We start from the raw sequence: 13,001 nt of genomic DNA on the forward strand, positions 1-13,001 counted from the left end.
AGGGAAAACAGTGTCGTTCATTATTCAATGGGTGACGGAGATCGTAATATTTCTACTCTTGGCAATGGTTATAGATTTCCTGCTCCCTTCCGGGAAAATGCAAAAGTATGCCAGACTGGCTATTTCGTTAATCCTTGTTTTGATTTTTTTAAACCCCTTGTTCAGGTTATTCAATACAGATATTAACCAGTTGATACAAACACAGGCTCAAACCTTCGCGAATCAGACCATGGAAGAAGAAACATTAAAAAAATCAGTAGAATCAAAGAAAAATGAAATACAAGCGTCCCAGGATGCATATATATTAGAACAAATGGTTGTCCAAATGAAATCACAAGCTGAAGAAACGCTGGCTCAAGACTATCAGGTGGAGATTATGGATATCAATTTTCTCTTTACTCAGGAGCAGAAGGATTTAGAACATCTCGAATCGGTGGTTGTTACATTAGCTGAAGAAGAAATGATTGATGCCATAGACCAGGTCGAGATTGACTTAGAAGCTTCTGAGGAAAAAAGAGACAAGCAAATGGATGAAGCCATTACATCCTATTTAGCACAGCTTTGGCAGTTGGAGCAAAATCAAATAACGATTCAATGGGAGGGTGCAAATGAGTAAATGGCAGGATATTTTTTCTTTCCTTAAAAAAGAGGATGGGAAAAAGCTGAATAAGCGAGGGTATATCGTGCTAATCGGTTTGATTGGACTGTTGCTCTTGATGGTAGGGAACATCTTCCAGAAACCTTCCCCGGATCCCATAGATTTGGCAGCCCCTACTGAATCAGGAGCCGCTGCAGAAACCTCCATTAATAACGCTGACACGAATGAGGGGATCAAGGAATTGGAAGATAGTTATGAAAAAGAACTTACGCCCTTGTTAGAAAATATCAAGGGAGTGAGTGAGGTTGAAGTTATGGTCAACCTGGGGGCGACAAAAGAAAAACTATATGATAAAAACCTCATCATTGGCAAACAAACAACCGAAGAGTCAGATAAAAATGGTGGAGAAAGAAATATTGAGGATTACTCTCGGGAGCAGCAACTGGTACTAGTTAGGCAGGGCGATCAAGAGCTTCCGTTATTGATACAAACAAAAAAACCAAATGTTAAAGGGGTGTTGGTGGTAGCGAAGGGTGTGGATCACATGCAAGTCAAACAATGGGTAGTAGAAGCGGTTTCACGAGTAATGGATGTACCGAGCCACAGGGTATCGGTTATGCCGAAAAATTAATAAGGGGGAAGAGGAATGGTTAAAAAGCAAACCGTTTGGTTATTGACAATGTTGAGTTTGATGATTGTATTAAGTGTATACTACATGACTGCACCAGAAGGCGATGAGATGGCCTTTATCAATGATGGAGATGTGAGCGAGAACGAAAATGGGGAAGAGATGCCGGCTGATGCAAATGGTGAGGGGACAACCATCTCTCAGATGTCTACGGAGGAATTGTTTGCAGCAATTCGAATGGAGAAACAAGATGCGAGAGATAAGCACCATGAGCAATTATCTGATATCGTAGCTTCCAGTGACTATAGCACGGAAGAAAAGAATGATGCACTTCAGGAAATGCAGCAGCTGCAAGAGCTGCAGACCAAGGAATCCATTTTAGAAACCACCATCCAGGCCAATGCTCAATATGATGATGTACTAGTCAGAGTAGAAGACGATGTCATAAACGTTACTGTCAAAGCTAATGAACTTTCTAAGAAAGAAACGAACAACATCATTAAAATGGCCGTGGATGAATTCGGAGAAAAACCAGTCCGGGTAAAATTCCAGCCATCCAGTTGATAATAAAAGGATCTCTCATAGAGGGATCCTTTACGCTGTCGAGAAAATCTCGACAGCTTTTTTGTTTTGTTTTTTCATTAACAAGGACCAAGGTACCTTTTTAGAAAACGCTTTTAGAGCAAAGTTGAAGTTTATACTGTATTTATCGTAGAATGTTAGAAGGAGTTATTAATACCTGTTATTAAATACGCAATAAAAAAACAAGGGGTGCCATCTATGTTAAAGGTTCAAGAAATCAGAGAATTGATAAAGTTGATCGATGATTCAAAAATCGATGAATTCTGTTATGAAACGAACGGAACGAAAGTAACCATGAAAAAACAAGGCGGACGAGTTGTCAGCCAACAAGTGGAAGAGCAAGTACAAACTGCTGCTCCAGCGCCGGTAGAGAAGCAGGCTCCAGCTGAGCAAGCGCCAGAAAAAACAGCTGATAAACCTGCGTCGGAAGAGAGCAAACAAGAAACTCCAGCATCAGCGCCGTCTGATTATGATTCAGAAGTTACCTCACCAATGGTGGGAACCTTCTATGCAGCTTCCTCACCGGAAAGTGATCCATTTGTACAAGTTGGTGATAAAGTAAAACCTGATTCTGTCGTTTGTATTGTTGAAGCGATGAAATTATTTAATGAAATTGAAGCGGAAGTAGCCGGTGAGATTGTAGAGATATTAGTAGAGGATGGAGAATTAGTTGAATATGGACAGCCGCTTTTCCGGGTAAAGAAGGTTTAATGGGGGTGGCTGTATGATTAAAAAAATATTGATTGCTAATAGAGGAGAAATTGCTGTCCGTATTATCAGGGCTTGTAAAGAAATGAATATTGAAACGGTAGCAATTTATTCCGAAGCGGATAAAGAAGCGCTGCATGTCCAATTAGCTGATGAAGCCTACTGTATTGGCCCGACATTAAGTAAAGACAGCTATTTGAACTATACAAATATCATGAGTCTGGCAAAACTGACAGACGTAGATGCTATCCATCCAGGGTATGGCTTTCTTTCTGAGAATGCTGAATTCGCGGAAATGTGCAACGAGTGCAATGTGACCTTTATTGGTCCTTCTGCATATGCTATCTCAAAAATGGGCACCAAAGACGTAGCTCGTGAAACAATGAAAGAGGCAGGCGTACCTGTTGTGCCAGGGTCTGAAGGTATCATAGCTGACGAAAAAGAAGGAATCAAAGTAGCCGAGGAAATAGGTTATCCTGTCATTATTAAAGCTACAGCAGGCGGTGGCGGAAAAGGAATTCGTGTGGCTAGGGACGAAGAGGATTTGGTCAAAGGAATCCGCGTCACCCAAAATGAAGCAGAAAAAGCCTTTGGAAATCCGGGTGTGTATATTGAGAAGTTCATTGAAGACTTCCGACATGTCGAGATCCAGGTATTGGCTGATAATTTCGGCAACGCCATTCACTTAGGTGAGCGGGATTGTTCCATTCAGCGTCGACTGCAAAAATTGATCGAGGAAACACCATCACCAGCCATCAGTCCGGAAATGCGTGCGGATATGGGAGAGGCAGCAGTTAAAGCGGCATTAGCTGTCGACTATTCTGGCGCTGGTACAGTAGAGTTCATTTTCGATCAGCAGCAGAACAGCTATTATTTCATGGAAATGAATACCCGTATCCAAGTAGAGCATCCAGTTACGGAGATGGTTACAGGAGTAGATTTGATCAAGGAACAGATCAAAGTTGCCTCTGATGAGAAACTAAGCTATGCCCAGGAGGATATTACATTTGAAGGATGGGCGATGGAATGCCGGATCAACGCGGAAGATCCATTCAAAGACTTCATGCCTTCACCTGGTAGAATTCAAATGTACCTTCCACCAGGCGGTTTAGGCGTCCGTATAGATTCTGCTGCTTATCAAGGGTACATGATTCCTCCATATTACGATTCCATGATAGCCAAATTGATTACTTATGGTCGTACCAGAGAAGAAGCGGTCGACCGTATGAGCCGGGCATTGGATGAATTTGTGGTAGATGGTATTAAGACCACTATCCCATTTCATCAGCGAATGATGAAACATCCTGTTTTCGTTGGCGGAGACTTCAACACGAAGTTTTTAGAGAAATATCCTATAATGGATGAAGAGTAGTGGGGAAGGAGTGAACGGAATGAGTGAACAACGCTTATTAAACGTAAGTAGTGATTCTTCACTTGGTAATGTTGAGATTGCCCCGGAAGTTATTGAAGTCATAGCGGGAATTGCGGCATCTGAAGTGGCAGGTGTAGCAGCGATGCGAGGAAACTTTGCTTCTGGTGTTGTTGAACGATTAGGAAAGAAAAACCATGGCAAAGGTGTCAAGGTAGAGCTTGAAGAAGATGGCATCAGCATTGATGTGTATGTTGTAATGGATTATGGCATCTCTATTCCTGGGGCTGCTCAGAAAATTCAAGACAATATCCGTCAGGCATTGATGAATATGACAGCTCTTGAAATCAGTGAAATCAATATCCATGTGGTCGGCGTCCAGATGGAATTGAAAGAAGAAGACGACTTAGAAGAAGAATAACAAGAAAGGGTCATAGGGCATAAGCTCCTATGACCTTTTTTGCTGCACTGTTATAACTAAATATTAATTCTACAGTTAAAGCTCCCTTTACTTGAACAGTCAGTTTCAAGATAGTGGGGCCCGTTACCTTAAGAGGAATGGGATGGTCTGTGAAACGACTCGCTTTCCTGCGGGGGACCTGGCAAGCTTCCTCGGGCTAAAGCCCTGCGGGATCTCGCCTAGCCCCTTCTCCCGCGGGAGTCTCGCCGTTTCCCTTCCCATCCAGCCAGTTTTGTACTAAACGGACCCTTCAAAAAGAAAATTATGCACAACTAAAAACTCAATATGACGCATTAATAAAAGGTATAAAGAGGTCAACATCTTTTTTCATCATAGGGCGATTCCATAAGCGTGATTTCGAGAACTTCCCATGACTAGGGGTGTAGGGAAAAGGTGAGACTCCTGTGGGAAATGCGGGATCGCTGAGGCCCCGCAAGGCGAAGCCTGAGGAGACTCAGCACACGCCCACGGAAAGAAATTAATGTGTAATCGCCTTGGTAGACATGACACGCATAAGCAGAACATCAAAAGGGAAGTGCTTTGTCTTCCCGTTGATGGACTGCTTATGTCGCGAGTGTCTAGGCGATGGAACTGGAAAGCGAATCGTTTCCCGGAGCCCCTAAACTCCAACAATATCTCGAAATCAAGTCTTCGACTTTTCGGCCATTTTGTTGAATAAAGCTAAATGAATTATCTACAAAAACTTTTATTAGATTATTTTTTAAAAAACGGATGATTTACACATTAAAAGAAAATGGTGTCCTTAAACTCCCCAAAAGAACTGGCCGGGTATGGTTTAAGATAGCTTTTCAATTGATAAAATGTTATCATTCTTACGGATATAACGTAAAAGAGTACCTAAAGGAGATTGAAACATGAAACGACACCTTGCTCGTGAAAAAGCATTTCAAGTATTATTTCAAGTAGACGTCAACGATATAGAAATGGAAGAAGCAATCGACCATTTACTGGAAGAGACAGATAGCGATGCATTCATGGAACAATTAGTACATGGAGTGTTTGATAAAAAACAGGAATTAGACGATAAAATAGCCGACCATTTGGAGAATTGGAGCGTCAAACGACTGCCTTTAGTGGAAAAAACTTTGCTCCGTATGGCAGTTTATGAAATGGATAATGTGGATGATGTTCCTGACCAGGTGGCAATCAATGAAGCAATTGAATTAGCTAAAGTTTTTGGAGATGAAAAGTCCGGTAAATTCGTTAACGGTGTGTTATCAAAAATGACTAAATAACAATAAAGGGGTTGTTTCGTGTGGGTGCAAATATTATATATGGAAAAGAACTGGCAACAGAGCTTCGTGAAGAAATGAGACAGGAAGTGTCGGAATTAAAAGCGAAAAACGTTGTACCAGGACTTACTGTGATAATTCTCGGAGAGGATCCGGCATCACTTTCCTATGTAAGAGGAAAGCAAAAGGCATCAGAAAAGGTCGGAATGGAATCGAAGCTGATTGAGATGTCAGACACAACTTCTGAGCAGGATTTGCTGGACCTGATTGCGGAACAGAATAAAGATGAGACAGTGCATGGGATCCTTGTGCAATTACCACTCCCCGATCATATTTCCGAACAAAAAGTCATAGAAGCAATTGATCCTGCTAAAGATGTGGATGGATTCCATCCAATTAACGTGGGAAGAATGATGACAGGGCAGGATACATTTTATCCTTGTACCCCATATGGAATTTTTGTGATGCTAAAAAAAGCTGAAATTGAAATAAAAGGCAAGCATGTAGTGGTGGTAGGGCGCAGTAATCTTGTCGGTAAACCTGTCGGCCAGCTTTTATTAAATGAGGATGCAACGGTTACCTATTGCCATTCGAAGACACCTGATTTAGCCTTTCATACAAAACAGGGGGATATTGTTATTGTAGCTGCGGGGAAAGCTGGTCTTGTTAAAGGAGACCATATCAAAGAGGGAGCAGTTGTAATTGATGTCGGTGTGAACCGGGTTGACGGAAAGCTTGTAGGTGACGTTGATTTTGCCTCCGTGGAACCGATCGCTTCTCATTTGACTCCAGTTCCTAAGGGTGTCGGACCAATGACGATAACTATGTTATTACATAACACTATAAAAGCTGCTAAAAAAATCAATGATATCAATTAAAAGGAGCTTTTGATTGTGGAGGACCGTTATTTAACCGTTACCGCGCTGACAAAATATATCAAGCGTAAATTTGCTGGGGATTCACATTTGAAAGAGGTATGGCTGCGCGGAGAGATATCCAACTTCAAACACCATAGTCGTGGGCATATGTATTTGTCTTTGAAGGATGATAAAGCCCGAATCCAGGCGGTCATGTTTGCCGGCAATAATCGATTCTTGAAATTCATCCCTGAAAATGGGATGAATGTGCTGGTTAGGGGCGAAGTAGGCGTATATGAACCGATGGGTCAGTATCAATTGTACATTCATGAAATGGAGCCAGATGGAATTGGTGCTTTATATCTCGCTTTCGAACAGTTGAAGGAAAAACTTGAAAAGGAAGGGCTGTTCTCACCTGCCGAGAAAAAGCCTCTGCCAGCCTATCCAAGCCATATCGGTATCATCACTTCACCTACCGGAGCGGCAATCCGCGATGTTATGACTACAATAGAACGGCGATACCCATTAGTAAAGCGAACGGTGCTTCCTGTTTTAGTGCAAGGGGAACGAGCGAAAGATTCTATTGTCAAGGCAATCGAATATGCCAACCGGGTGGGGAATTTTGATGTGCTGATTGTAGGGAGAGGCGGCGGCTCTATTGAAGATCTATGGAGTTTCAATGAAGAAACAGTAGCCCGTGCGATTGCCGCTTCCAAAATCCCTGTCATTTCTGCTGTGGGACATGAAACTGACTACACCATTAGTGATTTTGTCGCCGATGTACGGGCAGCCACACCGACCGGAGCAGCGGAATTGGCTGTGCCATCACAAATCGAGTTAAATCAGCGCATCACAGTTTTAACCCAAAGGCTTCAGCGGGCACTGCAGTCAGAGCAGACAGCAGCCTGGAAACGCTTGGATCGTCTGCAGCGATCCTATGCATTCAAGTATCCAGCACTATTAATGCGGCAAAAAGAGCAGGAACTGGACAGGCTGCTCGATTCATTGAATAAGCGGGTAGAAAGCCATAAGAAGCAAAAACTAGATCAAGTAAAACACTTACAGACAAGGCTGCAGCAACAACATCCAGAAAGGCAGATCAAGCAGACTGGTGAGCGTCTGGAAGTACTGGGTCAGCGCTTAACTCGTGATTTCCGTATCCAGATCAGGGAAAAAGAAAAGCAATTTGATAATGTACTCGAAAAGTTGTCATTACTTAATCCACTCGAAATAATGAAAAGAGGCTATGCTATTCCTTTCAATGAGAGCGGAGACGTCATTAAAAGTGTAGAATCTGTGCAACCAGGAGAGGCGATCCAGGTAAAATTGCAAAATGGCAGCCTGGATTGTCAGGTTTGGGGAATAGAGGAGGATAAAAATGAGCGAAAATCATAAGGAGTTAAGCTTTGAAGAAGCGATCGAGCAATTGGAAAACCTTGTGGAAAAGCTGGAAGAAGGGGATGTGCCGCTCGAAAAAGCGATCAATTATTATCAGGAAGGGATGAAATTGTCCAAAACCTGTAGTGAAAAGCTGAACCGCGTCGAGCAGCAAATGCAGCAAATTTTGAATGAACATGGTGAATTCGAACCGTTTTCGGTGCAGGAGGAAGAATAGTGGATCAGGCACTTTCCGATTATTTAAAACAACGCCAAAGCCTGGTGAACGAATACTTAGATGATTATATAACTGAAAAGCCCATTCTTGCCACCCTTAAGACGTCTATGCTTTATTCCATTCATGCCGGTGGTAAACGCCTCCGGCCTATACTTATGATGGCCGCTTGTGAAGCATTCGGTGGAAATGAAAAAAAAGTTCTTCCTGTAGCGGCAGCCCTGGAGATGATTCATACGTACTCCCTCATCCATGATGATTTACCAGCAATGGACGATGATGATATGCGGAGAGGTCAGCCGACCAATCACCGAAAGTTTGATGAAGCGACTGCAATATTGGCTGGGGATGCCTTATTAACATTAAGCTTTCAGACAATCATGGAAGCGGAACAACTGACCGCTGAACAAAAAGTATACCTTGTCCACCAGCTTTCTACTGCAAGTGGTGCCCTTGGGATGGTAGCAGGGCAATTAATGGATATGGAAAGTGAAGGGATTAAAATTTCCCTTGAACATCTCGAACAAATTCATCACTTGAAAACAGGCAGACTGTTAAGCTTTGCTTTAATGGCTGGAGCCTATATTGGTGGTGCTTCAGAACATCAGCTCAATTCCATAAAAGAAACAGCTGACTTGCTGGGGATCATATTTCAGATTCAGGATGACATTCTCGATGTAAGCGGTAATGAAGAGAAATTGGGAAAACCAGTGGGCAGTGACACGACAAACCATAAAAGCACGTATCCAAGTATGCTTGGCCTCGAAGGATCAATTACTCAGAAAGAGCAATACGTAGCTCGTGCTAAATCCTCATTAAAACAAGCTGATGTAGGAGAAACCAAGCTTTTCACACTTATTGACTATTTAAGCAACCGGGATCATTGATAACACAGTTTAATTGAGGAAGTCTGACGTTTATGGTATATTATAAGTACATAAGGGATGGTGCAGTATTCTAGTCAGCCCTCCGTTCCTGAAGGCGGGCCTAAAAATCCGCCAAAGGGCATATCGATGAAGTTCCTTGTGTTGGCTTGAGGCGCCCAGCCTTGGGTCGATGCTGGGAGTTAAGGTAGCGGGGCGATCCACAAAGGCATGTGGGCGTTGACCCTGCTTCCGCGGAGGCCCATATCTGTGATGGTTTCTTAGCCGGAAATCATGATGGAATGGGGTATGAACCTGCTTTATATGGAGGAATTCTGTATGAGCAGCGTAGCCTGCCTTGAGTGGGCTTGAGGGGATTATGGAATTAAAGATGCGTGGAAGGATGGCCACCTTTTCACGGATTTTTTCGCCATATGAAATCAAGCCTGCAAAAGAGGCTAAGGAACGGTTAAAGGCTGTTGAGGAAATCTCCTAGACTGTTTGCCAAGACACGCAATAGGAATTATAGTGCGGACTGAGTGGTAATCCAGTCCGGCTTTCGGAAACGGAGTCGATCCGGGTTTAAAGGGGAACCGCCAGAATGGTGACATTCGGTATCTGGATGGGAAAACCTACTGGACCTAAGCCGCAATTTTTACCTATTGGGTGACCATTCCTTTCTTACATAATATATAAATGAGGTTGCGAATGAATAATCAACTAAAAAAATCATTACGATTCAGTATAAGTATCGCCGTTATCACATTCGTGTTAGCGGCTATTTTTTCAGTAATTTCTTCTTCGGTACTAAGCGGCGTATTCTGGTATATAGGGTTAGTTATCGTTTTCATTATAGTGCTGATTGGTGTTATATTTGATATGTTAGGGATTGCGGCTACGGCTGCTTCAGAGCCTCCATTCCATGCGATGGCCGCAGAAAAAGTGCCAGGTGCTAAACAGGCGATCATCATTGTCCGTAATGCCGATCGCTTCGCCAGTTTTTGTAACGATGTCATTGGAGATATCTCCGGCATCGTCAGTGGTACAGCTTCTGCGATTGTAGTTATCCAGCTGTCAAATGTACTGGGGCATACAGAAGGATCAACGGTTCAAATTACTATATCAGTCATCATGACAAGTGTAGTTGCTGCGTTGACTGTAGGCGGTAAAGCTGTCGGCAAATTTTTTGCTATTCACTCTTCTACAAAGATCATATTTTTTGCTGCAAGAGTGATCGCATGGGTAGAGAATAAGTTGAAGATAAATATCATATCAAAACCAGCCGAGGCTTCTAGAAAAACACGTTAAAGATAGGAGGTCCATTTATGGATCTAAAAAAAATTCAAGATCCTTCGTTTGTCAGGGATCTTTCAGACGAAGACTTGAAACAGCTAGCCTCAACAATAAGAACATTCCTAATTGAAAACCTTTCAAAAACAGGCGGTCATCTTGGAGCCAATCTTGGGGTCGTGGAGTTGACCCTTGCTCTTCATAAAGTATTCCAAAGCCCGAAAGACCGATTTATTTTCGATGTGGGTCACCAATCCTATATCCATAAAATATTGACAGGTCGAGCGGGCCAGTTTGGGACGTTAAGACAGTATAAAGGACTGTGTGGATTTCCTAAACGTTGTGAAAGCGAGCATGATTTATGGGAAACTGGTCATAGTTCGACGTCACTATCGGCAGCGATGGGGATGGCTATCGCACGTGATGTAAAAGGTGAAGATCATTCTATCCTTCCGGTGATTGGTGATGGAGCATTAACTGGCGGTATGGCCTTAGAAGCACTCAACCATATTGGCCATGAAAAGAAAAATATTACGGTTATACTTAATGACAATGAAATGTCGATTGCTAAAAATGTCGGTGCACTTCATAATGCATTGGGACGGATGAGGAGCGCAGGAAAATATAATCGAGCTAAAGATGACCTGGAATGGTTGTTGAAAAAAATTCCTGCAGTCGGCGGCAGGCTGGCGCAAGCTGCCGAGCGTCTTAAAGATAGCATGAAATATTTTGTCGTTCCTGGAATGTTTTTTGAAGAACTAGGTTTTACTTACTACGGGCCTGTAGATGGACATGATTTTCAAGATTTATTGGAAAACCTTAATTATGCGAAGAAGACAGAAGGGCCAGTCATCGTTCATGTGATGACTCAAAAAGGCAAAGGATATCATCCTGCTGAAACGGATAAAACAGATAAATGGCATGGGGTAGGACCTTATAAAATCGATTCTGGTGAAAAAATCAAGCCTGATACAGCTCCACCGGCCTGGAGTTCAGTGATAACCGAGGCGTTGCGTCGGGAAGCACGTGAAGACAAACGAATTGTTGCTATTACTCCAGCCATGATTTTAGGCTCAAAATTAGAGAAGTTCGGGGAAGAATTCCCAGACCGGTTATATGATGTTGGTATAGCCGAACAGCACGCTACCACAGTAGCTGCTGGATTAGCTACCCAGGAGATGAAGCCATTTCTTGCGATTTATTCTACATTCTTGCAGCGCGCATATGACCAGGTCGTTCATGATGTGTGCCGCCAAAACCTGAATGTCGTTTTCGGCATTGATCGGGCAGGATTGGTAGGAGCTGACGGAGAAACGCACCAGGGTGTATTTGATATAGCGTTTTTAAGAAACTTGCCGAATATAACCCTGATGATGCCTAAAGATGAAAATGAAGCACAGCATATGGTGCATACCGCGATGAAGTATGATGACGGGCCAATGGCTATTCGCTATCCTCGTGGTAATGCAAAAGGGATAGAGGTCGACCCTGAACCTAAACAATTAGAAATAGGCAGCTGGGAAACGTTGCAGGAAGGTTCTGACGCAGTGGTATTGACCTTTGGTACTACGATTGACATGGCTTTGGAAGCAAGTCAAGAACTAAAGAAGCAGGGAATCTCAATTAGAGTGGTTAATGCCAGGTTCCTAAAGCCTTTAGACGATAAAATGCTTCATGACATCATGCAGGAAAAACTGCCGATTCTGACTATTGAAGAAGCTGTATTGAAAGGTGGCTTCGGCTCGAGTATTCTTGAGTTTGCTGAAGAGAACCTATATAGAAATCAATCTATCAAGCGTATGGGTATCCCGGATCGTTATATTGAACACGGTAAAGTACCCGAATTGTTGAAAGAAATCGATTTGACAAAAGAAGCTGTCGTTGCGAACCTGAAAGAACTAATACCAAGTAAACAAAAAAGGGCTTGAAGATATGGCAAAGAAAGTAAGACTGGATATATTACTGGTCGAAAGAGGTATAATAGAAACAAGAGAAAAAGCTAAAAGGACCATAATGGCAGGTCTTGTTTATTCGGAAAGTGCCCGTCTGGATAAACCCGGTATGAAGGTGGATGAAGATATCTCCATCCATGTAAAAGGGAAGCTGATACCCTATGTAAGTCGCGGTGGTCTGAAGCTTGAAAAAGCGATAAAAGAATTTGACCTGAACCTGAAGGATAGAATTATGATTGATGTCGGGTCGTCCACCGGCGGATTTACAGATTGTGCATTACAAAATGGGGTAAAAAGTAGTTATGCTATAGATGTAGGCTATAATCAGCTGGATTGGAAATTAAGAAATGATCCTCGTGTAATTGTGATGGAACGGACAAACTTTCGTTATGTTACCACTGATGATTTAATTCATGGAGCCCCTGATTTTGCTTCGATTGACGTCTCCTTCATATCACTGCGGTTGATTTTACCTGTGTTGTCACAGCTGTTACAGGAAGAAAGTGACATCGTCGCATTGATCAAGCCGCAATTCGAAGCGGGTAGAGAGCAAGTAGGTAAAAAGGGGATCGTCCGCGATCCGAAAATCCATGAAGAAGTCGTAAAAGGAATCATTGACTTTGCTCAGGAGCAAAAATATTCGGTTGCGAATATATCGTTTTCACCTATTACCGGGGGAGACGGAAATATTGAATTTTTAGCACATTTCCGCTGGAAACCCAATAAAGAAGGTGATCGTATCTCCGATGTCGAAATAAGTGATATTGTGAAAGAAGCACATCAAATACATCGGAAGCATGCGTAGAAAAGAAGAGGGCTGCCTTGATGT

The 13,001-nt window shown here is 42.7% G+C and carries 14 protein-coding genes; all 14 read left to right on the forward strand.

The features are described from left to right. The first annotated feature begins 10 nt into the window (after window positions 1-10). Window positions 11-616, forward strand: coding sequence for a stage III sporulation protein AF (spoIIIAF, locus tag ACGTN9_RS04285; RefSeq protein WP_499590869.1), 606 nt, complete (start codon window positions 11-13; stop codon window positions 614-616). Then, window positions 609-1,229 carry a stage III sporulation protein AG gene (gene spoIIIAG / locus ACGTN9_RS04290; RefSeq protein WP_499590871.1) on the forward strand — a complete coding sequence of 207 codons (621 nt, stop codon included), beginning with the start codon at window positions 609-611 and terminating at the stop codon, window positions 1,227-1,229. The genes spoIIIAF and spoIIIAG overlap by 8 nt, the downstream gene beginning before the upstream one ends. Before the next feature lie 15 nt (window positions 1,230-1,244). Beyond that, window positions 1,245-1,790, forward strand: coding sequence for a SpoIIIAH-like family protein (locus ACGTN9_RS04295; protein ID WP_499590872.1), 546 nt, complete (start codon window positions 1,245-1,247; stop codon window positions 1,788-1,790). A 216-nt stretch (window positions 1,791-2,006) separates the two neighbouring features. Next, the gene (gene accB, locus ACGTN9_RS04300; protein WP_499590874.1) at window positions 2,007-2,519 is read left to right on the forward strand and encodes an acetyl-CoA carboxylase biotin carboxyl carrier protein; all 513 of its coding nucleotides are present in this window, start codon (window positions 2,007-2,009) and stop codon (window positions 2,517-2,519) included. Window positions 2,520-2,532: 13 nt separating this feature from the next. Continuing rightward, window positions 2,533-3,888, forward strand: coding sequence for an acetyl-CoA carboxylase biotin carboxylase subunit (accC, locus tag ACGTN9_RS04305; RefSeq protein ID WP_499590876.1), 1,356 nt, complete (start codon window positions 2,533-2,535; stop codon window positions 3,886-3,888). 19 nt (window positions 3,889-3,907) lie between these two features. After that, complete coding sequence (locus ACGTN9_RS04310) at window positions 3,908-4,306, forward strand: Asp23/Gls24 family envelope stress response protein (protein WP_499590878.1); 399 nt, start codon at window positions 3,908-3,910, stop codon at window positions 4,304-4,306. A gap of 914 nt (window positions 4,307-5,220) precedes the next feature. Continuing rightward, window positions 5,221-5,601: a transcription antitermination factor NusB gene (nusB, locus tag ACGTN9_RS04315; RefSeq protein WP_499590880.1), complete on the forward strand. Its 381-nt coding sequence runs from the start codon at window positions 5,221-5,223 to the stop codon at window positions 5,599-5,601. Window positions 5,602-5,621: 20 nt separating this feature from the next. Next, the gene (folD, locus tag ACGTN9_RS04320) at window positions 5,622-6,476 is read left to right on the forward strand and encodes a bifunctional methylenetetrahydrofolate dehydrogenase/methenyltetrahydrofolate cyclohydrolase FolD (RefSeq protein ID WP_499590882.1); all 855 of its coding nucleotides are present in this window, start codon (window positions 5,622-5,624) and stop codon (window positions 6,474-6,476) included. 15 nt (window positions 6,477-6,491) lie between these two features. Then, entirely contained in the window at window positions 6,492-7,850 is a 1,359-nt protein-coding gene (xseA, locus tag ACGTN9_RS04325) for an exodeoxyribonuclease VII large subunit (RefSeq protein WP_499590884.1), read from the forward strand. Continuing rightward, complete coding sequence (locus ACGTN9_RS04330) at window positions 7,834-8,070, forward strand: exodeoxyribonuclease VII small subunit (RefSeq protein ID WP_499590886.1); 237 nt, start codon at window positions 7,834-7,836, stop codon at window positions 8,068-8,070. Before xseA ends, ACGTN9_RS04330 begins: the two co-directional genes overlap by 17 nt. Then, entirely contained in the window at window positions 8,070-8,954 is an 885-nt protein-coding gene (locus tag ACGTN9_RS04335; RefSeq protein WP_499590888.1) for a polyprenyl synthetase family protein, read from the forward strand. The genes ACGTN9_RS04330 and ACGTN9_RS04335 overlap by 1 nt, the downstream gene beginning before the upstream one ends. 684 nt (window positions 8,955-9,638) lie before the next feature. Then, the gene (locus ACGTN9_RS04340; protein WP_499590890.1) at window positions 9,639-10,238 is read left to right on the forward strand and encodes a hypothetical protein; all 600 of its coding nucleotides are present in this window, start codon (window positions 9,639-9,641) and stop codon (window positions 10,236-10,238) included. Window positions 10,239-10,255: 17 nt separating this feature from the next. Further along, on the forward strand, window positions 10,256-12,148 hold the full coding sequence (gene dxs, locus ACGTN9_RS04345; RefSeq protein WP_499590892.1) for a 1-deoxy-D-xylulose-5-phosphate synthase: 1,893 nt from the start codon (window positions 10,256-10,258) through the stop codon (window positions 12,146-12,148). A gap of 4 nt (window positions 12,149-12,152) precedes the next feature. Continuing rightward, window positions 12,153-12,977, forward strand: coding sequence for a TlyA family RNA methyltransferase (locus tag ACGTN9_RS04350; RefSeq protein ID WP_499590894.1), 825 nt, complete (start codon window positions 12,153-12,155; stop codon window positions 12,975-12,977). Window positions 12,978-13,001 lie beyond the last annotated feature (24 nt).

It is taken from the genome of Halobacillus sp. B23F22_5 (assembly GCF_043497085.1).
Lineage (GTDB): Bacteria > Bacillota > Bacilli > Bacillales > Halobacillaceae > Thalassobacillus.